The following is a 25,333-nucleotide window of genomic DNA, read 5'->3' as shown; positions in this document are numbered from 1 at the left end:
AGGAAAATCAATGAAAGCCATCGTTTATAACAAATATGGTTCACCCGATGTTCTTAATCTGAGAGAAGTAGATAAACCTATTCCTGAGGACCATCAGGTACTGGTAAAGATACATGCAGGATCCTTGAACTATGGTAATCTAGTGCTTCTTAAAGGAGAGCCCTTCTTAGCCCGTTTTGCCTTCGGTCTTCTAAAACCAAAATACCCCATACCCGGGGGTGACATTGCGGGCCGGGTCGAAGCAGTTGGTAAAGATGTTAAACAGTTTCAGCCAGGCCAAGAGGTATTTGGAGATCTTTCCAGAGCTGGCTGGGGTGGTTTTGCTGAATATGTATCTGTTCCTGAGAGCGCATTGGCGTTAAAACCAGAAAATATCACATTTGAGGAAGCTGCTGCGGTACCAATGGCGGCAGTTACAGCCTTACAGGGTCTAAGGGATAAAGGCAAGATTAAGGCGGGACAGAAGGTTTTGATAAATGGTGCATCTGGTGGTGTTGGGACTTTTGCGGTACAAATTGCCAAAGCTTACGGAGCTGAAGTAACAGGTGTTTGCAGTACGAGAAATTTAGAAATCCTTCGTTCCATCGGGGCAGATCATGTCATTGATTATACAAAAGAGGATTTTACCGAAAAAGGACAGAAGTATGACCTGATTCTCGGTGTGAATGGGCACCATCCGATTTCAGCTTATAAGCGGTCCTTAAATGCTAATGGAAATTTTGTTCACGTCGGAGGTTCGGGTGCACAGCTGTTTCAAACCATGACCTTAGGGCCTTGGTTCTCGCTCACTGGGAGGAATAAAATGTCTAGCCTATTACAAAGGCAAAACCAAAATGATTTAATTTATATAAAAGAACTCCTTGAAGCCGGAAAAGTAAAACCAGTTATTGATAAAACTTTTAAGATGAGTGAAGTGGAAGAAGCTTTCAAGTACTTTGAACAGGGGCACGCTCAAGGAAAAGTTGTCATTACAGTATGAAAACTTTTAAGGAATCATAACGGATAGAATGAAGAAAGGCGATACTTTGAGTGGTATCGTCTTTTCTAATCAGCCTCTAATTTTCTCCTATTTTTTAAATATATAAAAATTTCAGAATTTTGTAGTATAATATTTTCTGAAAAGAAAAAAACTACTAAAATGTGTAAAGGGTGAGAGAGATGCTTGCTAGAGATTTTATTTTAAAGACTTTTCAAAAATATGAAGTAGAGTATTTGTTTGGAAACCCTGGGACAACTGAATTGCCATTGGTTGACGGGCTGGTGCACTATCCGGATCTTAAGTATATTCTTTCCTTACACGAAGATGTGTGTGTTGGGATGGCTGCAGGCTATGCCCAGGCAACTGGAAAACCAGGCGTAGTGAATCTTCATGCTGCCCCCGGCTTGGCTCATGGATTGGGGAACATCTACAATGCCTATCGTGCGGGGGTACCACTTATTGTGACCGCCGGCCAGCAGGATACCAGACTCGCTATCCAGGAACCAGCACTTTGGGGAGATATGGTAAGCATGGCCCAAAATTACACAAAATGGAGCTGGGAAGTCAAAAATGCGCAGGAATTACCTATTGTCCTACATCGGGCCTTTAAAGTGGCTATGACAGAACCGATGGGTCCTGTTTTTCTTTCTCTTCCTTCGGATGTGCTTTGGCAGGAGATTGAGGCAGAAACAATCCCGCTTACCATTGTTTCTTCCAATATCAGGGGAGATCTTGAAGCCGTGCAAAAGGCGGCTAGTTGGATTCGGCATGCCAGCAACCCTGTCTTTATGGTCGGGGATCACTTGGCAAGCAGCCAAGGAGTGAATGAGATGGTTCGACTTGCGGAGAAGATTGGTGCTCCAGTATATGTAGAGCATCAGGCCTCCAGATTAAACTTCCCTTATGGTCACCGCCAATACGCGGGAAGATGCCTGCCAAATGGGCCCTTTATCAAGAAAGCCCTTTCTGAAGCTGATGTTGTGATTTTCGTGGGAGTCACAAGTCAAGCCCCGCTCCTTTACTTTGACCAGCCGATTATCCAAGAGGGAACCAAGGTAATCGCTATTGACAGTGGTGAATGGGAGCTTGGCAAGAACATGCACGTAGATATTGCCATTGCCGCCAGCCCAAGGATTGCGATTCAGGAGATTACACAGTTAATTGAAACTCAATTAAATGATGAGGAAAAAGCCCGGTTCGATAGGTTAAAAGAAAAGACTATTCAGAAGAAAATACATAGTGATGCGCAACGTTTAAAGGAACTAGAAGAAACAAAAGGCCAATTTCCTTTATCTCCTGCCGAAGTCATGTATGAATTAAATAAAGCACTGCCGGAAAATGTTTTAGTTGTGGACGAATCCGTGACTTCAGGAAGATATACCCACAGTTATTTGGAACTGAACCAGCCTGGAAGCCTTATCGCATTGAAGGGCGGTGGTCTCGGGTACGGTATGCCGGCCTCCCTTGGCGCTCAGCTGGGGCGTCCTGACCAAAGGGTTGTCAATATCATTGGGGATGGTTCTTCCCTTTACTATATTCAATCATTATGGAATGCTGCCAAGTATCAACTCCCAGTAGTTTTTGTGATTATGAATAACCAAAGCTACATGATTCTGAAAGGCGGAATTCTTAATATCAAAGGGGAATCCGCCAAGCACAACGTTTTCCCGGGGATGGATTTAAACGAACCCCCAGTAGATTTTGTTAATGTTGCTAAAGGGTTTGGAATTGATTCTGTCAGAATTGAAAGGTCCGAGGAACTTCAACCGGCATTTGAAAAAGCCTTTCAAGAAAAAAAGCCGATTTTGCTGGATGTGGTTATTGATTCAACCGTTAAAGTTTATCTTCAGTAAAGCTATTAAAGTCAACATGATTTGTACAGGGCAGTATAGAAATATGAAATAAATGCTGGATAACTTTAATCATAAAATTAATATTGTAACTCCTTAATGAAGCACGGGGACGGTTCTTCTGTCTCATTTTCTGGCGAAAATGAAGCATGAGAACCGTCCCCGTGTATCACTTTCCTAATTCTTTTCGCAACAACCTATTATGCAGTTTGGAAAGAAATAGTAAGGAAATGATGGTACCAACTAAGGTTAATACCATATCCCATTGTGCATCCCATATATCACCTTGGTTCCCTAGAAAGTTTTTAGCTGTTTTTCCTCCCTTGAGTATAAGAAAACTTATCCATTCAATGATTTCATACATAGCAGAAATGGCGAGAGAAATACTTGTCACAATCCAAAATAACCATTTACCTTTTTTCAATGGGGTTTTCCTTAATAATAATTCTCTAATTACGATACCTGACATGCCTTTTAAAAAATGTCCAAATCGATCGTAGTGATTTCTTTTGAAATCAAAATTATCTTTTATCCAATTAAATAGAGGAACCTTTGAAAAGGTGTAATGGCCGCCGACAAACACCAAGATAGCCATAATAGCAATAATGACGTAAGAGAGGGTAGTAAGACGAAACTTTTTGTACGTTAATAGTGCGATTATTAATATGATGATGGCAGGAGTGGCTTCCAATGTCCATGACATGAAGCTTGCAGGTTTGATAAGTGACCAAATTAAAACGGCGATTACAACCAGTAATAACAGAACATGAATCGTCTTGACACTTTTTCCTTTCATTTCTTATTTCACTCCTATAGGGTTTCCAGGATCACTTTTATCATTTAATCTCATAAACCAATTACTGATAAGAGACATTTCAAAAAAGCTCAGCTTGATATCCAATAGGTTCAATTAGCTGAAAAAAGACTGTTGAACCTATTTTTTCAACAGCCCTAAATAGTTTGATTATTTTGGTCTAAAAGGTTGGAAAGGATAACCGAGTTTTCTTGGTCGGCATCATATTGCACAACATCATCATACTCGAATAAACGAAAGCTATCTGGGAAATGTTCGCGCATGTATTTCACAAATGCTTGCGGATCATTATTTCCTCCACGCCGAAATTCCATCATAATGGCCCGAAATTTATGCGGTGGCAATTCGGATTGGATGTGATAAGAGTTTGTAAATCCCAATTGATCCGAACTGTATAGGTTATAGGTATAAAACATCCTAAGACCCTCTTTCTTTAGTATTCAGTTATATTATTTTGCCCTATTTATTGATTGTTATCTGTGTATATTTTTACAAATCAATTAAAAAATATAAGGGTGAAACATGGGGACGGTTCTCGTGCCACATTTTTGAGCGCTAATGAGACACGAGAACCGTCCCCATGCATCTACCCATGCATCTAAATAGGGGAGCGAACTTAATTGAACGTTGATAACACGGGAAAATTTACATTTAGACTGGAGAATGACGAAGGGGAGGTGGAAGTTGAAGGTGAAATCAATGGGAAAAGCGAAATCCCATTTTTTGATGATTTAAAGTTTAAAGCAGTTATAGGGCTGCTTAATTCAATTGATAAAAAGAACTTTAGTGATTCAGGGAATCATCAAGTATTTAAATATTTTATCAGGGAAATTGAAGAGACGATTCATGAAATGAAAAAATATGATCAATTTCAAGGAAAACTTAAGTAAATCAAATTGTGGTCTAATTAATAAATCAAAACTACCTCAAATCACACTAAAATACGATTAAATACAGACTAGGAAGGGGGAGCGGTTCTTCCCAGGCTGTATTTATTTGTATACTATTTTCGCATATCATGCCATTTTTGAAATTGACCATGTTCAAAGTGGCCCTTGTGTACTTGGTTAAAGTGATGTTCTGAATGGGTTGCCCTACCGCCGCTAAAGCCAATCAAAACACCGAGTGCAAAGACACAAACAGAATATATAATTCGATGCTTTCTTTTCTTGCGGGATTGGGTGAATTTTTCTTTTAATTCATTTCTAATTTCATTTTTAATCTCATCTTTAAGAGTTTTGATGTTTTCTTGATTCCGTTCTAAAGGTTGCTTTTGAGGTTCTTCATGAGGAAGCTCTCGTGGTTCATCTGACATTCCTGCTCACCTCCTTTTCTCCTAATATATAGGAATCGCAATTTATCATTTCTTAACAAATTGTTAAATTTTATGGAAATTTTTTTTCGCTTTTACTGGACTATAATTTGGTGTTTGGGACCTAGTAAATCTTTGATAAAATCGCACTTTTGGATTAAGGACAAAACCGAGGCAAATTTCTATATTGGCAGCTGGAAATATTTGTGATATTTTTGAGCTACCGATTGTTAAAAGAGTATTTATATCAACATCGATTCAGTACGTCTTTGAATAAAATTAATTGTTTTTAAGAGGGTGAGCGAGATGAATATTAAGGGGCTAGACCATTTAGTTTTAACAGTTAAAGATATTGAAGTTACATGTGAATTTTACTCTTCAGTAATGGGTATGGAGGTTCAAACCTTTGGTGAAGGGAGAAAAGCACTTAAATTTGGAAATCAAAAATTAAATTTGCATCAAAGTGGGAAGGAGTTCGAGCCAAAAGCAATACAGCCTTCACCTGGCTCGGCAGATTTATGTTTTATTGCGGATACTCCAATAGAACAAATAGTAGAATCCATAGAAAAGCATGGAATTACCATTATTGAGGGTCCTATAGAACGAACTGGTGCGTTAGGAAGCATCAATTCAGTATATTTTAGGGATCCGGATCTTAACTTAATTGAGGTTTCAAATTATATAAGGTAAAAACATTAAGTGGACTAAATCTCAAAACACGGGGACGGTTCTTCTACCTCATTTTCTAGCCGAAATGAGACACGAGAACCGTCCCCGTGTCTCATTATTGACAATATATTTGTAAGCCATTATCATTTTAGTTACTTTATAGTAACAAAATCTTGCCTTTGGGAGGGAGTAAGTGTGGAATTCTTAAATGAATATATATATGACGAAAAGCCTGAAAATGTAAGTGAAAAAGTACATCAAAATAGAATGAATCAAAAAAAGGAAATCATTAAGACTGCTTTTAGGCTTTTTGGCCAAAAAGGTTATTACAAAACAACCTTGGAGGATATCGGCCACGAGATTGGAATTACCAGAGCAGCCCTTTATCGCTATTTTTCATCGAAGGATGAACTATTATTTCAATGTCACAAAGTGGTGTATGAATTTGCCTTGAATAATCTGAAACAGCTGCAAGACATTCAAAGTCCTTCTGAACGCATGACAAAAATGTTAGAATCTCATATTCTTAGTTATTTTCACGAAGATTTTCCCTTATCGTACCCAACTTTGTTGTCGCTTTCCTCATTTCCTGAAGAATATAAAAACCAGGTAAAAGAATATAGAAAAATGGTTGAAGAACCATATTTTAAATGTTTGAAAGATTGGCGGTGTGAGAGCCCCGATCAGCTTAAGGATATGGATGATAGGATTATCATTAATACTTTTTTCAACGCAGCAAATTCAGTGCCTAGATGGTGGGATGGAAAAAGTGACCCAACCAAAATTGCAAAAAATGTAGTAGCGATTCTGGTAGATGGAATTAAACATGTATCGAGTTAACACTAAAAAGATTTTATATTCTGAAAATTCAGTTGACTTTTTGTTACTATGGAGTTACTATATTTTTGTAACTCAATAGTAATTTTTTTGTGCAAAAAAGTATATTTATAAGTTGTACATAACTTCATCTAAAAGGTTCCAAACTCCATGAGCTTGTAAGGATAGTTTTTAAGAAATAATACTTTGAATGGAGGCATTAAATAAATGGACAATAGACCTATTTCCAACCTTAAACTCCCCGCAATCGTTGCACCGATGTTTAGAGTGTCGGGTCCTGATCTTGTCATTGCGGCTTGCCGCAGCGGTGTGATTGGATCCTTTCCAGCAATAAATCCTCGCACGACAGAAGAACTAGACCATTGGCTGACTCAAATTTCAACTGCACTTGAACATACCCTAAACCCAGCGCCATATGCAGTAAATATAGTTATCCGCAGTGAAAAATTATCAGAAGAGCTAGATGTTGTGAAACGTCACAAAGTTCCGATTGTGATTACGAGTGTTGGGTCTCCAGAACAAGTTGTACCACATATTCATTCCTATGGTGGATTGGTTTTATCAGATGTTGCAACACTCCGGCATGCACAGAAAGCAGTGGAATTAGGGGTAGATGGTTTAATTTTGCTATGTGCAGGAGCAGGAGGCAATACAGGTTGGTTAAATCCATTTGCCTTCGTTCGGGCAGTAAGGGAGTTCTTTGATGGAATCGTTGTCGTAGCGGGCTGCATTATGGATGGTGCTTCCATTCGTGCAGCGGAAGCCCTAGGTGCAGACATGGTGTATATGGGAACGAGATTTATCAGTGCAAATGAGAGTATGGCAGTTGATGAGTATAAATTAAAGCTTTTGGCATCCAACATAGATGATGTAATGACAACGAATAAAATTTCCGGAATGCCAGCGAATTTTATTCGTTCCACCATTGAAGCAGCGGGTCTAGACCCTAAAAATCTACCGCCCTATGAAGAATTTAATAAGGGGGATATTCGAAAGCAAAGATGGAAAAACATTTGGTCCGCAGGTCAAGGCGTGGGGGCAGTGAAAGAGGTCCTTCCTACTGCACAAATAGTTGAACAGCTATATTTAGAATATACCGTTTCCGAAAAACAAAGAAAGACACTCTAAATTATCTTGGATTTGACTTTATTTTTCTATTTAAAAAAAATGAAAATGCGGGAGGACAGCTGATGAATTCAGATGTATATCGACGAGTACATGTAACTGAAAAAAAACAAGGATATATGGATGATTTACTTAGGGAGTTATCCGAGAAGAAGAGCTCTAAACTGGATGAGCAAAGAGAGGAGGCCGTTCAAAAACAGCACTCCAAAGGAAAATTAACTGCCAGAGAAAGAATCAACCTGCTTTTGGATGAGGGCACATTTATTGAATTTGGCATGTTAGTTCAGCATAAGGGTATGGAAATGATGGAAGGAAAGGATGCTCCAGCTGATGGTGTTATTACGGGGATTGGAGAGATTGAAGGCAGAACGGCTGCCGTATGCGCCATGGATGTTACTGTATTGGGTGGATCGATGGGGCGAAAGGGAATGCAAAAAATAGAACGTATCATTAAAATGGCTAAGGATTCAGGATATCCCGTCGTTCTTTTAATGGAAGGCGGAGGGCATCGGATACAAGAGGGATTGGATGCACAGGAGTTCGCTATAGAAACTCATTTAACTGCATTTGCAGATTTAGCTCTGATGTCAGGATGGGTTCCATTAGTTTGCGGCATTATGGGACCTGGGTTTGCAGGTCCAGCTAACTTTGCTTCTTTATGTGACTTCGTTCCAATCGTAAAAGATGGAACAATGGGAATCGCTGGCCCCAAATTAGTGAAGGCTGCAATTGGTGAAGATTTAACGAAGGAAGAACTAGGCGGAGCCATTTTTCAAACACAGCGAACTGGGATGGCCGATTTGGTTGTGGAAAGTGAAGAAGAATGTATAAAAGAGATTAAAAGATACTTAAGCTACCTTCCTTCAAATGCAAGTCAAAGTTCTCCGAGAGTACCAAATCAGCAGCCGCTGAATCAGGTGAATCCTGAACTGTTATCGGTGATACCTGAATCGTTAAACAGAGGCTATGATATGCGGAAAATTCTCAATTTTATTTTTGACAAAGACAGCATTTATGAATTAAAACCTCAATATGCCAAAAATATCATCACCGCTTTTGCCCGAATCGATGGCAGGACTGTTGGGATTATCGCGAATCAGCCTCGTTATCTAGGAGGAATTATGGATGCAGCTGCTTGTACAAAGGCAGCAAGATTTGTTAGTTTGTGTGATGCTTTCCACCTTCCTTTGATCACCTTCATAGATGTTGCAGGGTTTTTACCGGGGCAGCAATCTGAATTGGCTGGTTTAGTCCGTAAGTCTGGAAAACTTCAATATGAAATTGCCCAAGTGACAGTACCAAAAATTTCGGTTGTGGTTCGAAAAGCGTATGGGTTTGCCTATTTAGTTTTGGCCAATCAATCAAATTATCAGATTGCCTGGCCGACTGCGGAAATCTGTGCGATGAGTATCGAAGGTGCAGTTGAGGTAGCTTATTCTCGAGAATTAGAAGGTGTAGAAAATAAAGAAGAAAAAAGACAGGAATTAATAAGTAAATTTCGATCACAAACAGGGGCAATACGAGGGGCAGAAGGTTTTGGTGTAGATGATGTTGTGAATCCACTCGATACGAGATATCTGATCGCAAAAACACTAGAAAGATTGCCTCAACATTTACCACTTCAAGTACCGCCAAGAAAACATGGAATTAGTCCGATTTAGAAGGAAAATTTTGTATAAAAATGTCCGAATATTCAGTAATAATAAGTTTTTCCTATTAATTCAAGGAGGTGGTTCAGGTTTATCATACTCCAGCATGTGGAACAGAATGAAGAAAATAGGTCAATAATGGAGGTAGTCGGATGTTTGTAAAACATAATACGTTTACCGTAGGTGAAATTCCTCAATTTTTTGGGCAGAGATTTGATACAAAGAATAAATTGGCAGTGAAGTCCAATGACGGCTTTTCCATCACTTGGGGCGAGTTGAATGAGAGAAGTAATAAAATAGCCAGATTAATAACGGAAGATTTTCAGTTAAAAAAAGGAGATTCCGTTATCACCTTTTTGCATAACTGTGGTCAATACCCGGAAATTATTTATGGAATTGGAAAGGCTGGGCTAATAGTTGCCCCCATTAGCTTTCGTTTCGTAGCACGGGAGCTTAAATATGCTATTGATCATTCTGATGCAAGAGCTATTATTTTGTCGGAATCTTTGTACGAAGTCTTTAAGGTAATAAAGGATGATATCCAAATACCCCCTGAAAATGTATTAATTATCGGAAATGGAGAATTAGCCAACTATGAAAATAGGATCAGCCAAAAGTCCGGTCAAAATGTTCAGATTACGGCAGAGGAAGATGATTATTTCTGGATGGGACTTACTGGCGGTACGACGGGATATCCAAAGGCTGCCTTAACAACACACCGAAGTATGGTTGAGCACTGGAGAAGAATTACGATTGAATTTACCGTACTGGAAGATGACTATGAATTAATTTGCGGTGCCTTTTATCATGGACTTGGATTTTTATTTGGACTTCAGCAATTAAGTGTTGGGGGTTCACTGTACATTTGCAATACGTTTAATCCTTCGTTGGTATTAGAAATTATTGAAGAAGAAAAGATTACCGCCACTCCGATGGTTCCAACTATGTACAATGATATCCTGAATTATCCTCAGAAAAAGGATTTCGATGTGACATCGATGCGAGTCCTTGTATGTGCCGGCTCGGCATTATTGACAAGGACAAAAAAGGGTACTATCGAGTATTTCTCGAATGCAGGTTTATACGAATATTATGGTTCTACCGAACATGGCTTCTTCACTATCATCAAACCAAAGGATCAATTGAGGAAAAATCGATCCTGCGGACTTCCTTTTTACGGGATGCAAATAAAGATTCTCGATGAAAATGGGAATCCTGTTCAGCAAGGCCAGGTAGGTGAAATATATAAGAAAGGCTTGCTCCTTGGGAAGGAATATTACAAAAATAAGGAAGCAACGGAACAGAATTTTCGGGGAGATTGGGCATCCTCCGGTGATATGGGGTATCTGGATGAAGAAGGCTTCCTTTACATTGTAGACCGGAAGAAAGACATGATTATCAGCGGGGGTGTAAATATCTTTCCTACGGAAATCGAGGAAATCCTTCAATCACATCCTTCAATAAAAGAAGTTTCAGTTGTGGGACTACCTGATGAGAAATGGGGAGAGGTTGTAAGCGCTTTTATTGTCAAGAGTGATCAAGACGAATTGACCCAAGTAGATATAGTAAGTTATTGCGATGGGAGGTTAGCGAATTATAAAAAACCAAAATACATTGAATTTCTTGATTCACTTCCTAAAAATGCAGCCGGAAAGATCTTGAGGAGAGAATTGCGAGATTCGAAATCTAAATCTGGTATTGTGTAATGATACTCAATGAATTCAAATGGAGGGATTAGTATGTGGTATAAACTTCCAAGTAAAGCGGCATTTCTATTAATCTGGTGTTTCGCAACGATTGTAGTCATTTATGGACCATGGGGTGGAGATCCAGAACCTGGTAAATTCTCTTGGGTTGCTATATCATCTGGAGCTACTTTAATTTTAACACCATTACTCGCTATTTTCTTATCTGGAGGCAGCAAGGAAAAAGAGACGATAATAGATCAAGATAAAAATCAAAATCTATAAATATAGGTGGTGTTTAAATGAAAATTTTTGAAACGTTGTTAGTTTGTGCGTTCTTTTTGGCCTATATTTTAATTGGTGTGTATTTTAATAGGAAGGCTTTGAATAACCGTAGTGATTTTTATGTTGCTTCAGGAAAAGTAAACCTGCCAATAAATACGTTAGCTACCTTTGCGGCTTTTGCTAGTGGTGGTTCCTTCTTGGGATCGATTGGAGTAGCCTATTCTTTTAGCTTAAGCTATATTTGGTCAGCCATTGTTGGGTCGGTATCCGGCTTTATCATTGCTTCTGTATTAGTTGCCCCATATCTGAGTTCGATGAAGCTCAATAGTTTGGTAGACTTTTTTAAAGAAAGGTATAACAATTGGAAAGTTCTAAGAATTGTTGGCGGTGCAATTGTTGTAGTGGCATTCACTTTATATCTGGTATCACAGTATAAAGCGGCAGGGATTACCGCAGAGTATTTATTAGGCTGGGACTATGTTTGGACACTTTTACTTGTGACGATTATCTTTGTGTTTTATACCTCAATTGGTGGTATGTGGGCCGTTACGATGACCGAGGCCATACAAGCCGTACTTATGTTTATCTTCATGATCCTTCTTCCAATATTTGCAGTCATTAACTTAGGCGGACCAGCCAAGATGATTTCTAAAGCAATTGAAATTAGCCCGAATTGGTCTGCATTAGGTGTACCTCTTACCACAGCGATCGGTTTTGCTCTTGTATGGACGTTTACCGTTTCCTGTTTTCCGCATATTTCAATGAGAATTCTCGCCTCTAAATCCAGCAATGTCGCACAAAAGACGATGGGGTATACTGGCCTTCTTTACGGAATCTTTTGTTTGGTAGGCTTTATTGGGGTTAGTGCAGCAGCCCTAAACTTATTTCCAATTGGTACAGAACAGGCATTAAAAGATCCCGACTATGCTTATATTGCTGTAATGGAGCAATATTTCCCTCCCGTTCTTCAAGGTTTTGCGACTGCTGCCATCATCGCAGCGGTTTTGTCAACAACAAGTGGATTATTACTGGCTATTTCCGTTGCTGTAAGTAATGACATTTGGTCTTCCATTTTTCCAAATACAAAGGAAAAAACAGTTCTGCGGATTGGAAAGATATCCATCTTTGTAGCAGGGATTGTTTCTGCACTGTTTGCACTAAATCCTCCTGCACTATTGGTCATTTTGTATTCACAGGCAACAGCGATGATGACATCTGGATTCTTTGGTCCTCTAGTACTTGGAATCTGGTGGAAAAAGGCTACAAGGCAAGGGGCTTTGGCAAATATGATTATTGGAAGCGGTGGTTTCGCTGTTTTATATGCACTGAATTCGTTAAAAGTTATCACCCTCCCTACCTTTGCAGAGTTCTTAATCGCATTGCCGCTAGGTTTAATTGCTAATATCATCGTTTCGAATGCTACCTTTAACGCTTCATCAAGTGAATCACAGGAAATGATTCATAAAATGGATGAAGTTCATAAGAATGCACAATCCGTTGTTGGATAAATAAGAAAAACCTTGATATGGAGAAATTGTCCCTTCACGTTTTTTTCATATCAAGGTACTTTTTCTTTACGTAAGGAAAGGAGGGGGCTTATGGCAAAATTCAAAAGCATTTGGAAAAACTTTTTAGCCTATGACATAGAAAAGTTTAGGAAAGACATAACTCATTTTTTTGAAGTTAATAGTGTAAAAGGAAATTGGGAAGAAAATTCAGGATCATATCTTCTTAGCAATAAAAAGGGGTATACCTTTATAGCCAATCATTCCACTCCATTTAAATTAAGTCTAATCAAAGCGACGGCAAGTCCGGTTGAGAGGTTGTTGATTAATTTTACTGGAAATAGCGATAAATTGGAGAATGTTTGTTTTATCATCATCGAAACAGTAGATAAAGAAGACTTCCGTAAGGTAAAACAATTATTATCTCAATTTTTCAATCAATTAGACAAGAAACCTTGGGATCTTAAAAGTCACCCCATGTTTCAATTTGCCTGGATATTAAGGCTGAATGTAAAAAGGCGCTGGAAAAATTTTATGATTATAGAAAATTAATTGATTGATTTTGGAGGGATATTTGATGTCTTTGCGTCATGACCAATTGACTGTAGGGGAAATCCCGTACTATTTTGCCAGCAAGTTAGATACAAAAGATAAGGTCGCGGTTAAAACGAATGAAGGCTTTGTATTGACATTCACACAACTTAATAATAGAAGTAACCAGGTTGCCAGATTGATGATCGAGGATTTTCAGCTTAAACAAGGCGATACCGTCGTCACCTTTTTAACCAATTGCGGACAATATCCAGAAATCATTTTTGGGTTGGCGAAAGCCGGAATCATTATTGCCCCGGTAAGTTTTCGGTTTGTTTCCAGGGAGCTGAAATATGCGATTGAACATTCGGACACTAAAGCCCTCATTTTATCAGAAGAATTATGGGATATATATCGTGAAATTGAACATGAGGTCCAAATTCCAAAAGATAACATACTAATCATTGGAAACGGTGCAATGGCAAACTACGAATCTAGAATAAAAAAGAAAGATGATAAAAATTTTGACGTTTATGTTCATGAAGATGATAATTTCTGGTTGGGTTTAACTGGCGGTACGACAGGTGCCCCTAAAGCAGCTTTAACAACCCACCGATCGATGATTGAACATTGGAAGAGGGTGGCCATTGAATTCACGATGCTGCCAGACGATTATTTATTAATATCCAGCCCTTTTTATCATGGTCTGGGATTTTTGTTTGGGCTTCAGCTGTTAAGTGTTGGCGGATCATTGTACATTACAAAAACATTTAATCCGAAACTGATTCTTAGCATTATTGAAGAAGATAAAATTACGGTGACGCCGGTGGTACCGACCATGCTTAGTGAGATTTTAAATGATTCTGATAAAGATAACTATGATGTTTCCTCTTTACGTGTATTGATCTGTGGGGGAGCCGCTCTATTGACCAAGCTTAAGGAGGATACATTACAGTTTTTTCCTAAGTGCGGATTATATACCATGTATAGTTCAACTGAACATGGTTTTTATACCTTGCTCAAACCAAGGGATCAGCTTAGAAAAAATAGGTCCAGTGGATTGCCATTTTACGGGGTAAACATAAAAATTCTTGATGAAAATGGAAATGAAGTGAAACAGGGCGAAGTGGGAGAGGTATATAAAAAAGGGTTATTGTTAGGAGCGGAGTACTATAAAAATTTAGACGAAACGAATAAGTGTTACAGAGGGGAATGGGCATCTTCTGGAGATATGGGCTATGTGGACGAGGAAGGTTTTCTTTATATTGTAGATAGAAAGAAAGACATGATTATTAGTGGTGGGGTAAACATTTATCCCACTGAGATTGAGGAAATCATTTTGACCCACCCGTCCGTCTGGGAAGTTTGTGTGGTTGGGCTTCCTAATGAAAAATGGGGTGAAATCGTCAGCGCCTTTATTGTAGGAAAGGATGGTTCGACATTATCTTCCGAAGATATCCTTAGTCATTGTGACGGGGAAATTGGGAATTACAAAAAACCGAAATATATTAGGTTCATCAATGAACTTCCAAAAAATGCAGCGGGAAAAATCCTGCGCAGAAGTTTAAAGGATATTTACGCAGATCCAAACTTGATTGGATGAATTTTCGTTCCCGCTCAAAACGACGATTGGAGGAATCCTAATGAATATCGGACAGACGTTACTGGTAACAAGTTCCCGTTACCCTGATAAAACAGCATTAGTAGATACATTTCAAAATATTAAGCTATCATACAAAAATCTCAATAACAGAGTAAACAGATTAGCAAATGCCTTATTATCATTGGGAATTCAAAAAGGTGATCGAATCTCAATTCTATTGGTAAACTGTTTTCAGTACGTTGAAATCACGTATGCAGCGGCCAAACTTGGCGCTATCATGGTACCGTTAAATTACAGGCTAAAAGAAAAAGAGATTAAGTTCATCATTCAGGATTGTACTCCAAAGCTATTTATTGTTGGCAATGAATATCGTGAGATTGGCCAAAATTGTTCACTTGAACAGGAAGAACTAGACCTTATCATGGTGAATGGGGACGACTGCAATAGCCAGTTTCTACATTATGAGAGATTGATTCAAGCCGCCGCACCTGATGAACCTAAGGAAAACATTCAGGAACAGGATATTTTTGGACTTATGTATACGAGTGGTACTACTGGCATGCCGAAGGGGGTTATTCACACCCATAGGAGTTTAATTGAGATAGCTGTCAGATTTATAATAGAGGCCCGTGTCGAAGAGAAGGACCATACATTAATTGTTTCTCCTCTTTTTCATCTTTCAGGATTTGGGACATTACTGCCATCCGTAATTCAAGGTGCCCAAGTCATCACCATGAAAAATTATGATCCGGAATTATTTCTAAAAACCATTAGTGATTACAAAATCACCTTTTCACTGCCTGTCCCAACGATGATTACAAAAGCGCTGGAAGTGAAGGAGCTACAGCGGTTCGATTATTCCAGTCTACGCTTGCTTATGTACGGTGGAGCATCCATCCCCACGAAGACATTGACAAAGGCGATGGAAATTTTTAAATGCGATTTCTTGCAAGGGTATGGATTAACCGAAGGGACGCCGTTATTGATATTAACTCCAGGGGATCATCGGTATGCACTGGAACATCAACCAAAGCTTTTGGAGGCAGCGGGCAGGTCGGTCGTCCTTGGTCAAGTGAAAATTGTTGATGATAATGGAAATGAAGTAGGGCCTGGTGAAATGGGGGAAATTATTGCCCAAACGCGACAACTGATGAATGGATATTGGCAGAGAGAAGAAGAAACTATTAAGACTTTAAAAGATGGCTGGCTTTATACTGGAGATATTGGAATAAGGGACGAGCAGCATTATATTTATATCATGGATCGGAAAAAAGACATGATTATAAGTGGGGGAGAGAATATATACCCAGCTGAAGTTGAAAAGGTCATTGAAAAAATACCTCAAGTGCTTGAAACCGCGGTTATTGGCGTTCCGGATCGTGAATGGGGGGAATCGGTTAAAGCATTCGTAGTTTTCAAGGAAGGTCAGCAATTGTTAGCTTCTGAGATTATTGAATATTGCAAAAACAATATCGCTAGTTATAAAAAACCATCTTCTATTGAAATCTTGCCCACTTTGCCAAGGAATGCCGGCGGAAAGGTCTTAAAGAACATTTTAAGAGAGCCTTATTGGAGAAATAGAGTAAAGCAAGTATAGAGGGCATTTTATTTTACTTGAAAAAGAGGTTGATAGTTATATGCCGCTAAAATCATTGCGTATTTTGGATTTAAGTAGACTGCTGCCTGGTCCTTATTGTTCGATGTTTTTTTCAGATTTTGGAGCAGATGTTATTAAAGTGGAAGAACCTGGCTTAGGAGACTATGTCAGATGGTTTGAACCAAAAGTGGACGAAAATAGTGCCCTTTTTCATTCTCTTAACCGCAATAAGAAAAGTATTACATTAAATCTTAAATCTGAAAAAGGAAAAGAACTTTTTAAGCAATTAGCAAAAACAGCGGATATCGTCATTGAATCCTTTCGTCCAGGGGTAATGGCAAAACTTGGGTTAGACTATGAAAATCTTAAAAAGATAAATAAGAAACTCATCTATTGTGCCATTACAGGCTATGGCCAGGAAGGCCCTTATTCTCAAATGGCCGGACATGATATTAATTATTTGAGCTATGCAGGGTTATTGGGCTTGCAAGGGGATTTTAAAGGCCCGCCAAAGTTATCATCAGTTCAGATAGCGGATATCGGTGGTGGTGCGCAAATGGCTGTCATCGGCATCCTGATCGCCTTACATGCCAGAAATGTAACTGGGGAGGGACAATTTGTCGATATTTCCATGACTGATGGAGTCTTATCTTGGATGCAATCTATTTTCCTTGATTATTTCACCAAACAAAAGCTTCCGGAACGTGGAAAGCTAAGGACTGGTGGAGGAAAGGCTTGTTATTATATCTATGAAACGTCTGACCAACGATATTTGTCCGTAGGTGCCTTGGAAGAAAAATTTTGGAAGGTCTTCTGCCATGTAATAGGCGTTCCGCATTTAATCCCGCGTTTAAATGATGATTTTGAAGGTCAGCAGAAAATGATAGAAGAAATTGGATTGGTCATAAAGAAAAAGACATTACCAGAGTGGATATCTTTATTTGAAGGGAAGGACGCTTGTGTATCCCCGGTTTTGAATTTGGACGAAGTTCTTGACGATCCCCAAGTCCAATACCGTCAGATGTTCATTGAGCCAGAACTTGAATCAAAAACAATCAGGCACATAGATGTGCCAATACGATTATCCAGCACGCCAGGACGAGTAAAAAATAGTGCTCCAGGTATTGGAGAACATAATGAAGAAGTATTTTTGGAATTAGGTTATTCAAACGAGGATATTGCAGGTTGGAAAAAACAAGGCATTATGTGAATCACGGGGACGGTTCTTTTGTCTCGTTTTCTAGCAAAAACGAGGCATGAGAACCGTCCCTTTGCCATAGAATTTTTAGAAAATTATAAAAATAGGAAATTATTACCTTTCGGTTAATACAAAGGCACTATACAATTTGGATTAGTGAGTTCGATGAAGGAGGACAGTACCTATGTCATGGCCTGGTTTAGAGACAGTAAAGGCAAAAATCCTCTCCGAGCGTTTGCTGGGGAACTTTAATAATGTTACCCGGACCTGGTATTATCTCAAGGTTTACGAGAAACATCCGGAACTGGCGTGGTCACTGCTTGCACATCTGGTTTCACGAAACGCAGGGTATCAGATGAGCGACTTGAAGCGTTTTGAGTACTGGAAGACATTCATCAACGGGGCAGCACAACCCCCTATATCGGAGCCGTTTCGGACCATTCTAAAGGAGGCTTTGGATCATTTTGAGACCGTTGAAATCCAATCCATCTTTGCCTTTCTAGAAACAGGCAATTTCCTGATTTATCATGACGTGTGCCCGCAGTTGGAAGCATATGATTGGGCTAAGCAATATCCAGATCATGCGGATGAATTGTTCGATATGCTTATTAGTCCTCCATTTGATTGCGATAGGTTTATAAGGGATAAGTGGAAGGAGTTCTATCACAATGCAAAGTCTCAAGGTTGGTACCCTGAGTGGTGGTTTGAGCCTGCGGTTGAAAGGCATAGCTTCGCATTGATCATTAATGAACAAAACCAAATCGAAGATCGGCTGGTCCATGACCCCCATAACCGATATTTGGGCAAATTGGGTGCTGTGATCGGCCCACAGCGCATCATTGAATTGATAGGCAGCCGAGGTAAAACGAAACTCCTTTTCCCTGTTGCAAAATCTCTGTCAGATTCCAGCCCTGACCATCTGCTTATCTATACAGTTGATGACTTCAGTACCTTAGGATCAAGAATTAATACTGGCCGCGATTTGTTTGTTGGGTTGTTTAAGCAGACAGATTTACAGCGTAATCTTATCGAGCGTTGGGTGATGTCACATCCTCTACATATGGGTACCCGAACCAATTACAACCCATTAAATTACAGCACAGACTTTTCGGCTCTGTGGCCAGGGGGGCAGACTTTCAGCCCGCCAGTGATCCAAACCTCTACTTCTAGCCATGGATGGCCGCGATTCCCTGGAGCAACATTGCGGTATGCCCACCTGCATCTGAAACCAGTTCCGCTGCCCATCTCTGTAATGGACAGATCTGGTGCTGACGTGCTTCGCTGGCTCAGTACACCATCATCACCGAAGCCGCTTGTATCAACGCCGCTCAGTGAACAAGACGAAATTTTTCTTTAAAAGGGATGAAGATTCTTAAAACAATATTGGGAGGTTAAACATGGCCAACCCTACTTTTTTGCTCTCCTTGATGGAAGAGTTGAATCTTGTGTTGGATCCGCTCCGGCAAAGTCTTGAAAGTGCGGAGAAATTCTCTCAGCTTCTCGAGAAGCACGGCTGGCAAACCGCCTCTGGCGCATTCCTAATCGAGGATGTACGTTACCTTTTTGCCGTGACACAGGATTTTGAAGAAGTCCAATTGCTAATGGATCAGGTACTGACAGGGGATGCAAACTCTCTTGTGGATATGGCTGAGAGGCTTTTTCACCTTCTTCCTGGGATCGTGTCAAAGATGCGTACTCTCACTGATCTGAATGTGCAGGATCTTGCGTTTCCTTTCAATCAATCTAAATTCTGGGAAGAGTTTCCCGGGGAACTTATCGATGATTTGTTTGTCACCTATCTGCATGGGTACCGGCCAATTTTGTATGGCCCACTTTCCTTGCTGGGAATCGTCGAAAAGGAATTGGTCAATGTGGGGATGACCACAGGACGCATCAACTATACAAAGTCAGTCATCCGCTGGGATCGGCTTCAGCTGGCTCTCACTCGCCCAGCGGAGTTAATCGAAGCGGTTTATGGGTGGGGGACGCCGGTGTTTGACGCGGAGCGCTTATTGCAGGGCCTCAAAATGTTCTTGGAGGTCTTAGGTTACTCAGCAGACCTTTATTTCCCCAATCCAGCCTTACTTGATGAGTATTTTGACAGCTCCAACGCCTACCGTTCTGCCGTAAAGGAACTTCGCCTGCCAATACTTGGAGGCGCCGATTTTTCCAAGCAGCTGTTTGAATTTGGGTTTTCTTTCCTCCCGATCACGCCGGAGGGCAACCGGGGAGCAGCTCCTGTCGGTTTGGCTGTAGGACCTGCTATCAGCGGCACTCTTCCCACCTTTGATTTTGGTGAACTTAGTCTTAGTCTTGTTGGGGGTTTCAGTTCAGACCAGGGGATCCGCCTTGAGGTTCGCCCTGGTAAGGTAAAGGCACGAGCTTCCGCTGCCGGCACACTTGGTGATGCGGAAGCTGCGCTAAAGGTCAATCCGGAAAACCCGATTGTCTTGCTTGGGACGGAAGAGTCACATCGCGTTGAGCTCTCTGACTATACACTCCGCCTCCTAGTAAAAGGCTCAGCAGCAGATGCCGATTTTGCCTTTGAAATTGACGTCAATAATGTTGAACTGATTATTGATCTTTCTGATGCCGATGGCTTTCTATCCCAAATTTTGGGCAACGATCCGCAAAGATTCAAGTTTGGAGGTTCCCTGACATGGTCTTCAAAATCAGGCCTTACTTTTGGCGGGCGTGCCGGTTTGATCCGCACCCTTCCGGTGAACCAGACGATCGGATTGGTAGAAATCCAGGACTTGCTTTATGGAATCGACGCTTCTGAAAATAGCATTGATCTGATCCTGGCAGTCAGTGGAAAGTTCACGCTGGGTCCGTTTGCGGCGAGCATTGCAGAGGTGGGAGCCAAGTTGTCCATGGTTCCTCTTGATGATGACGAGCCGCCGGGCACTTTCGGCAACCTCGATTTGCGGTTTGATTTTAAACCTCCAACCGGGATTGGCTTGAAAATTGATGCAAGCGTAGTAGCAGGGGGCGGTTATCTGTATTTTGACCATGCAACTGAGCAGTACGCTGGCATCCTGCAGTTGGAAATCAAGGGTGGCATCTCCATCAAGGCGATTGGCCTTTTGACTACGCGTTTACCGGAAGGTTCCAAGGGCTTCTCGCTGCTTGTCATCATCGCTGCGGAATTCCCGCCTATCCAGCTTGGATTCGGGTTCACACTGAACGGGCTCGGAGGGCTCTTTGGGGCGAACCGCACGATGTCGCTCGATGTCTTAAGGGCAGGAATAAAGAACCGTGCGCTCGATTCCATCATGTTTCCGCGTAATCCGGTGGAAAATGCCCCCAAGATTATCAATGATCTTAAGTCAAGCTTTCCACCTGCACAAGGCCGGTTCGTGTTTGGCCCGATGGCGAAGCTTTCCTGGGGAACACCGCCTGTTCTAACGGCTGAATTGGGTATTCTTCTCGAGCTTCCCAACCCGGTACGGCTGGTGTTGCTGGGTCGGATGAAGCTAGTGCTGCCTCAGGAGGAAGCGGCCGTTGCCAAGCTTCAGATGGATGTCGTGGGCGCCATTGATTTCGATAAAGGTGACGTCTCTATTGATGCCACGCTGTTTGATTCTCGCCTTGCTGCCTTTGTGATTACCGGTGACATGGCGATGCGCTTGAACTTTGGCGCCAGTCCGTCGTTTGCGCTCGCGGCAGGAGGATTTAATCCTCGTTTCCAGCCGCCTCCAGGTTTCCCTAAGCTGAACCGAATGACAATCTCGCTAGCCGATTCGGACAATCCGCGACTCCGGCTTGAAGCTTACATGGCCGTCACCTCCAACACTTATCAAGTCGGTGCCCGGCTGGATTTATATGCTGAAGAGGACACGTTCGCCGGACGGTTCAGTGTCCAGGCGTACCTTGGCTTTGATGCCCTGATCCAATTTGATCCATTCGGCTTCACCGTCGATATCGGAGGGGCAGCTGCCCTGAAGCGAAACGGTGACAGCCTATTCGCGGTACAGCTGGAAATGACACTTTCAGGGCCAAAGCCTATTCATGCTCATGGAAAGGCTATGTTCGATTTTCTAGGGAAGCGGGAGATTGCCTTCGAGGTAAAAATCGGGGATCCACAGCCCTCTCCCGCACTGCCTCCGGTTGATGCGCTTGCCTCTTTGCAAACCGCATTGGCGGACCAGCGTAATTGGAGCACCCGGCTTCCAGGCGATGGCCGAATGCTCGTGACAACGAGGGAGCTTTTGCCAGGGCCGGAGGTGCTGGTGCACCCGCTTGGTGAATTGTCAGTGAGCCAGAAGGTGGTCCCACTTGGACTAGAGATTACGAAATTTGGCAATGCCAAACCTGCTGGAGGCAGACAAACCTTTGCAATTACCTCGATGTCATTTGGAGATTCCGTGGTTAACCAGCTCACCGCTGTCAAGGACGCGTTTGCGCCAGCTATGTTTATTGAAATGAGCGACACCGAGAAGCTCTCTAGGCCCGCTTTCGAGCAGCTTCAGTCCGGCGTCCGGGCTCAGCTTCAGGATCTCTCGTTCGGTACGGCAATGACCGCCGATTTTGAATATGAAACAGCTGTTATCGACAAAACGGAAAAGGTTGCCCGGAGTTTGGGACGCCACACACTGGATCCAGGAACCTTCACGATTCTCACTGAGCTTGGCTCTGCCGCGAATTCTCCAATGAACCATACTGGTGAGGGACGGTTTGCTGGGCCTGCTAGAAAAATCATGATGAAAGAGCGGGGGTACAGTGTAGTGAACGCCGATGATATGAAAGCCCTAAATGGTTCATTATTTGGAACCGCGAGCAAAATCACATATACCGAGGCAGAGGCTGCTCGGGTTAAATACAATACGACCAGCTCCAGCCAGAGCACGCGAGTTCAGGTGGTCGGAAGCCATGAGGTGGTGAAATCATGACAGGATATACCTTTTTGCCATGGATGAGGGAAGGCTTGGCAAGTTATATCCCCAAAGAAGATTCGTTCATCGGTGCGATGGATAGCCGCGTAAAATTGCCTGTCAGCCTGCAAGTAAACCATACATTGACGGCGAGTGTACAAGTACGACTTTATGGGCCTGGTGATGTGACCGGATTTGACCAGCGCCAGGTACTGCGGACAGACCCTCCGCATCTTACGACAGGTTTTGAGGCGAATTATTTTGCGTCAATTGAGTTTGACCGTCCTGATTTTCCCTGGATGTTTACACCTGCTGCCGCCAAAGGCAATCGCCTGCGGCCGTGGATTATCCTGATTGTTCTAAGCAAACAAGAAGCGAAGCTGGAAATGGCTACATCTCAATCACTTCCCATTCTAACTATAAAGTCTCCGTATCATGAAAAGCTGCCTGATTTGGGCGAATCCTGGGCATGGGCGCATACCCAGGTGAATGGTGAGGCGGCAGGCGATCAAGGCCTGAAGGGCATGTTGAAAGGAGATCCGAAGCTGAACCTTTCACGGCTCATCTGCCCGCGTTATCTGCTTCCGAGTACGTCCTATATCGCCTGCGTCGTTCCTGCTTTTGACATTGGCGTGAAAGCGGGACTAGGCGAGCAGGTAGATGAAAACGGCAGTCTTCTGCCGGCCTGGGATGTAAAAAACACTTCAGATACAACTGACCTAAGGCTTCCGGTCTACTATCATTGGGAGTTTGCGACAGGAGAAGCCGGTGATTTTGAGTCCCTTGTATGGGCACTTGAGCCGCGTCGGATGGACCCGGATTTGGTCGGGGTAAGACCGCTAAATGTCACCGGTCCTGGCTACAATCTTCCTTCCTGTAATGTTCCTGGTCTGGAGGGGGCGCTCCGTGTTTCTGAAGGAACCTCCCCTGGCTTGAATGGTATACCTAAGAATTTTAGGGAAGCCCTAAAAGATTTGCTGAACAAGCCACAAACATTGACGACCATATCAGACTTGAGCGATTCCGTAATCGTTCCACCGATTTACGGCAGGTGGCATGCAGCAAAGAAATCTATCGATTCAACCTCTAGGCCATGGCTGGAACAGCTGAATCTGGATCCGAGACTTCGTGTTGCATCAGGTGTGGGTACCAAAATTGTTCAGGAAAAGCAGGATCAGCTAATGGCTTCAGCCTGGGAACAGATAGGCGAGATAGACCGAGCCAACCAAGCTCTCCGTCAGGCACAGCTTGGCCGTTCGGTCGGCACAGCAATTCTTAAAAGCCATTTGAGCAATCTGCCCGCAGAATCGCTGCTCCAGTTAACCGGAGCTGTTCATTCGCGCCTTCTTTGGGAGGAGCAGACGATCGTGGCCAAAGAACGGGGGACTACACTTACTGAGGTCCCTGCTTCCGCCGCATTCCGCAGGATTACCCGTCCGAACGGGCCTGTCGCCCGACGGGTCACCGGTGGCGGGAGTAGTCAGAAGCTAGATCTGATCAAGGGAATAAATTCGCTTAAATATAGGCTGAATCAGCCGCTCAAGAGCCTTCGCGGCGCTGCCGTGCTAGAGGGTATTACCGACAGTAGCGGAGTTAGGAGAAGATTAGAACAGGCCAATAAAGAGGCATTGAGTAAATTGGATGCAAAAAAAACATTAGAAGGGTTTAAGGATGCTGCCATTATCATTCAGGAAGCCATTCTCCGTACAGTGGATCCGATCCTGCGGGACCCGAAGGATCCGCCAAGATTGCCGATTGAAGAAGGAAAGAAAATTTTATTGGATAGGCTTGACCCAGAGAAGACGGTCACGAAACGGATGCAGGCGCGTATCTTCAATCCGGACCCAATGTGGCGGCCCGCGGATCCTCTCGAGCAGATCATGGCAGCGCCTGAATTTCCTACTCCGATGTACCGTGCGTTGGCAGATCACTCACAGGACTGGCTATTACCGGGGCTCGAGCATGTGCCCCCTAATACCCTAACGCTATTGGAAACCAATCCCCGGTTTATCGAAGCTTTTATGGTTGGACTTAACCATGAGATGAGCCGTGAATTGCTTTGGCGGAGATATCCAACCGATCAGCGCGGTACCTACTTCCGTCAGTTTTGGGATGCAAGAGGGCGCATCCCGCGGCAAGCTTCGACGAAGGATATCCCGCCAATTCACGAGTGGGTCAAAGCGCTAGGTGACCATATGTCAAATACGTCGGTACAGGAGCAATTGGTGCTCTTGATACGGGGGGATCTGCTTCGCCGATATCCGAACGCCACCATATATGCAATCAAAGGGGAGTGGATGACGATAAACGGAAAAAAGAGTCGTCAGCCGAAGTCTTCCCCGTCGACGGATGAACAAAAATTTTCCCAATTCTCCGGGAAATTGGAACCGGATATTACTTTCCTGGGGTTTGATTTGTCTGAGAGCACAGCCCGAGGAAATGACACAACCGATCCCGGCTGGTTCTTTTTCCTGCAGCAGCAGCCGACCGAGCCTCGTTTCGGCTTGGATGTGTCACAGCCATCAACCGGAATGCCGTTGACATGGCGTGATTTATCTTGGAATGACGTCCATCTATCAGAAGGGCGTTATGTCCAGCTTTCAGGCGGTTTGAAGGCTAGTTTTCAAACGCCTGGAACGCCTGCAAACATTAAATGGAGCTCAGCTTCTAACTCTGCAGCGCTGGCCTATATTACATTGCAGCGTCCATTTCGAATTGCTGTACATGCAAGCGACTTGCTGCCAATTTAGAGGCACAGATATTGCCGGGAGGAATCTGACTGTCGATTATTTTTTTGAGACATAGCAGCGACTCGATGTA

General features: G+C 42.4%; 20 protein-coding genes. 17 read left to right on the top strand and 3 right to left on the bottom strand.

Annotation, left to right across the window (positions count from 1 at the left end):
• Positions 1-10: 10 nt before the first annotated feature.
• Both QNN06_RS16555 and QNN06_RS16550 read left to right on the top strand, forming a co-directional pair.
• Positions 11-979 carry an NAD(P)-dependent alcohol dehydrogenase gene (locus QNN06_RS16555; protein WP_217037018.1) on the top strand — a complete coding sequence of 323 codons (969 nt, stop codon included), beginning with the start codon at positions 11-13 and terminating at the stop codon, positions 977-979.
• Between the two features lie 179 nt (positions 980-1,158).
• Positions 1,159-2,832: a thiamine pyrophosphate-binding protein gene (locus QNN06_RS16550; protein WP_284035472.1), complete on the top strand. Its 1,674-nt coding sequence runs from the start codon at positions 1,159-1,161 to the stop codon at positions 2,830-2,832.
• A 166-nt stretch (positions 2,833-2,998) separates the two neighbouring features.
• On the opposite strand, the gene QNN06_RS16545 is transcribed toward QNN06_RS16550, so the two are convergent.
• Positions 2,999-3,625 carry a DUF2238 domain-containing protein gene (locus tag QNN06_RS16545; protein WP_217037022.1) on the bottom strand — a complete coding sequence of 209 codons (627 nt, stop codon included), beginning with the start codon at positions 3,623-3,625 and terminating at the stop codon, positions 2,999-3,001.
• 155 nt (positions 3,626-3,780) lie between these two features.
• The gene (locus tag QNN06_RS16540) at positions 3,781-4,059 is read right to left on the bottom strand and encodes a hypothetical protein (protein WP_217037024.1); all 279 of its coding nucleotides are present in this window, start codon (positions 4,057-4,059) and stop codon (positions 3,781-3,783) included.
• Between the two features lie 204 nt (positions 4,060-4,263).
• Between QNN06_RS16540 and QNN06_RS16535 the strand changes: the two genes are divergently transcribed.
• Positions 4,264-4,533 (top strand): hypothetical protein, encoded by a 270-nt coding sequence (locus QNN06_RS16535; RefSeq protein WP_213119669.1) that lies wholly within the window; start codon positions 4,264-4,266, stop codon positions 4,531-4,533.
• A 113-nt stretch (positions 4,534-4,646) separates the two neighbouring features.
• Here QNN06_RS16535 and QNN06_RS16530 read toward each other — a convergent pair whose 3' ends face one another.
• Positions 4,647-4,958: a hypothetical protein gene (locus QNN06_RS16530; RefSeq protein ID WP_213119670.1), complete on the bottom strand. Its 312-nt coding sequence runs from the start codon at positions 4,956-4,958 to the stop codon at positions 4,647-4,649.
• A gap of 303 nt (positions 4,959-5,261) precedes the next feature.
• Here QNN06_RS16530 and QNN06_RS16525 point away from each other — a divergent pair, with 303 nt between their 5' ends.
• The 14 genes from QNN06_RS16525 (at position 5,262) to QNN06_RS16460 (ending at position 25,263) form a co-directional block, all read left to right on the top strand.
• Positions 5,262-5,645: a VOC family protein gene (locus tag QNN06_RS16525; RefSeq protein WP_284035471.1), complete on the top strand. Its 384-nt coding sequence runs from the start codon at positions 5,262-5,264 to the stop codon at positions 5,643-5,645.
• 174 nt (positions 5,646-5,819) lie between these two features.
• Positions 5,820-6,464 carry a TetR/AcrR family transcriptional regulator gene (locus QNN06_RS16520; protein ID WP_284035470.1) on the top strand — a complete coding sequence of 215 codons (645 nt, stop codon included), beginning with the start codon at positions 5,820-5,822 and terminating at the stop codon, positions 6,462-6,464.
• Between the two features lie 204 nt (positions 6,465-6,668).
• A complete protein-coding gene (locus QNN06_RS16515) occupies positions 6,669-7,589 on the top strand; it encodes an NAD(P)H-dependent flavin oxidoreductase (protein WP_284035469.1) in 921 nt (306 codons plus the stop codon).
• Positions 7,590-7,651: 62 nt separating this feature from the next.
• A complete protein-coding gene (locus QNN06_RS16510; RefSeq protein ID WP_284035468.1) occupies positions 7,652-9,247 on the top strand; it encodes an acyl-CoA carboxylase subunit beta in 1,596 nt (531 codons plus the stop codon).
• Between the two features lie 140 nt (positions 9,248-9,387).
• A complete protein-coding gene (locus tag QNN06_RS16505; protein ID WP_284035467.1) occupies positions 9,388-10,941 on the top strand; it encodes a class I adenylate-forming enzyme family protein in 1,554 nt (517 codons plus the stop codon).
• A 33-nt stretch (positions 10,942-10,974) separates the two neighbouring features.
• Complete coding sequence (locus QNN06_RS16500; RefSeq protein WP_284035466.1) at positions 10,975-11,205, top strand: hypothetical protein; 231 nt, start codon at positions 10,975-10,977, stop codon at positions 11,203-11,205.
• A 17-nt stretch (positions 11,206-11,222) separates the two neighbouring features.
• Positions 11,223-12,713 (top strand): sodium:solute symporter family protein, encoded by a 1,491-nt coding sequence (locus QNN06_RS16495; RefSeq protein ID WP_284035465.1) that lies wholly within the window; start codon positions 11,223-11,225, stop codon positions 12,711-12,713.
• Between the two features lie 90 nt (positions 12,714-12,803).
• Complete coding sequence (locus QNN06_RS16490; RefSeq protein WP_284035464.1) at positions 12,804-13,262, top strand: hypothetical protein; 459 nt, start codon at positions 12,804-12,806, stop codon at positions 13,260-13,262.
• Positions 13,263-13,287: 25 nt separating this feature from the next.
• The gene (locus tag QNN06_RS16485) at positions 13,288-14,844 is read left to right on the top strand and encodes a class I adenylate-forming enzyme family protein (RefSeq protein ID WP_284035463.1); all 1,557 of its coding nucleotides are present in this window, start codon (positions 13,288-13,290) and stop codon (positions 14,842-14,844) included.
• Between the two features lie 40 nt (positions 14,845-14,884).
• Positions 14,885-16,441, top strand: a complete 1,557-nt coding sequence (locus QNN06_RS16480; RefSeq protein ID WP_284035462.1) for a long-chain-fatty-acid--CoA ligase — start codon at positions 14,885-14,887, stop codon at positions 16,439-16,441.
• A 40-nt stretch (positions 16,442-16,481) separates the two neighbouring features.
• Positions 16,482-17,651 (top strand): CaiB/BaiF CoA transferase family protein, encoded by a 1,170-nt coding sequence (locus tag QNN06_RS16475; protein WP_284035461.1) that lies wholly within the window; start codon positions 16,482-16,484, stop codon positions 17,649-17,651.
• A 172-nt stretch (positions 17,652-17,823) separates the two neighbouring features.
• Positions 17,824-18,996 (top strand): DUF2515 family protein, encoded by a 1,173-nt coding sequence (locus QNN06_RS16470; RefSeq protein WP_284035460.1) that lies wholly within the window; start codon positions 17,824-17,826, stop codon positions 18,994-18,996.
• Positions 18,997-19,036: 40 nt separating this feature from the next.
• The gene (locus QNN06_RS16465; RefSeq protein ID WP_284035459.1) at positions 19,037-22,531 is read left to right on the top strand and encodes a DUF6603 domain-containing protein; all 3,495 of its coding nucleotides are present in this window, start codon (positions 19,037-19,039) and stop codon (positions 22,529-22,531) included.
• Positions 22,528-25,263: a hypothetical protein gene (locus tag QNN06_RS16460; protein ID WP_284035458.1), complete on the top strand. Its 2,736-nt coding sequence runs from the start codon at positions 22,528-22,530 to the stop codon at positions 25,261-25,263. The genes QNN06_RS16465 and QNN06_RS16460 overlap by 4 nt, the downstream gene beginning before the upstream one ends.
• The last annotated feature ends 70 nt before the right edge of the window (positions 25,264-25,333 follow it).

Source organism: Neobacillus sp. 114 (assembly GCF_030127045.1).
In the GTDB taxonomy this organism is placed as follows: domain Bacteria; phylum Bacillota; class Bacilli; order Bacillales; family Cytobacillaceae; genus Neobacillus; species Neobacillus rhizophilus.
Note: the sequence above shows the minus strand (reverse complement) of the source record. Positions and strands in the feature narration are given on the sequence as shown.

Bases quoted from the DNA above. Each gene is read 5' to 3' on its own strand.
- QNN06_RS16555 (WP_217037018.1), top strand. From the start codon at position 11: ATGAAAGCCATCGTTTATAACAAATATGGTTCACCCGATGTTCTTAAT.
- QNN06_RS16550 (WP_284035472.1), top strand. From the start codon at position 1,159: ATGCTTGCTAGAGATTTTATTTTAAAGACTTTTCAAAAATATGAAGTA.
- QNN06_RS16545 (WP_217037022.1), bottom strand. From the start codon at position 3,625: ATGAAAGGAAAAAGTGTCAAGACGATTCATGTTCTGTTATTACTGGTT.
- QNN06_RS16540 (WP_217037024.1), bottom strand. From the start codon at position 4,059: ATGTTTTATACCTATAACCTATACAGTTCGGATCAATTGGGATTTACA.
- QNN06_RS16530 (WP_213119670.1), bottom strand. From the start codon at position 4,958: ATGTCAGATGAACCACGAGAGCTTCCTCATGAAGAACCTCAAAAGCAA.
- QNN06_RS16525 (WP_284035471.1), top strand. From the start codon at position 5,262: ATGAATATTAAGGGGCTAGACCATTTAGTTTTAACAGTTAAAGATATT.
- QNN06_RS16515 (WP_284035469.1), top strand. From the start codon at position 6,669: ATGGACAATAGACCTATTTCCAACCTTAAACTCCCCGCAATCGTTGCA.
- QNN06_RS16510 (WP_284035468.1), top strand. From the start codon at position 7,652: ATGAATTCAGATGTATATCGACGAGTACATGTAACTGAAAAAAAACAA.
- QNN06_RS16505 (WP_284035467.1), top strand. From the start codon at position 9,388: ATGTTTGTAAAACATAATACGTTTACCGTAGGTGAAATTCCTCAATTT.
- QNN06_RS16500 (WP_284035466.1), top strand. From the start codon at position 10,975: ATGTGGTATAAACTTCCAAGTAAAGCGGCATTTCTATTAATCTGGTGT.
- QNN06_RS16495 (WP_284035465.1), top strand. From the start codon at position 11,223: ATGAAAATTTTTGAAACGTTGTTAGTTTGTGCGTTCTTTTTGGCCTAT.
- QNN06_RS16490 (WP_284035464.1), top strand. From the start codon at position 12,804: ATGGCAAAATTCAAAAGCATTTGGAAAAACTTTTTAGCCTATGACATA.
- QNN06_RS16485 (WP_284035463.1), top strand. From the start codon at position 13,288: ATGTCTTTGCGTCATGACCAATTGACTGTAGGGGAAATCCCGTACTAT.
- QNN06_RS16480 (WP_284035462.1), top strand. From the start codon at position 14,885: ATGAATATCGGACAGACGTTACTGGTAACAAGTTCCCGTTACCCTGAT.
- QNN06_RS16475 (WP_284035461.1), top strand. From the start codon at position 16,482: ATGCCGCTAAAATCATTGCGTATTTTGGATTTAAGTAGACTGCTGCCT.
- QNN06_RS16470 (WP_284035460.1), top strand. From the start codon at position 17,824: ATGTCATGGCCTGGTTTAGAGACAGTAAAGGCAAAAATCCTCTCCGAG.
- QNN06_RS16465 (WP_284035459.1), top strand. From the start codon at position 19,037: ATGGCCAACCCTACTTTTTTGCTCTCCTTGATGGAAGAGTTGAATCTT.
- QNN06_RS16460 (WP_284035458.1), top strand. From the start codon at position 22,528: ATGACAGGATATACCTTTTTGCCATGGATGAGGGAAGGCTTGGCAAGT.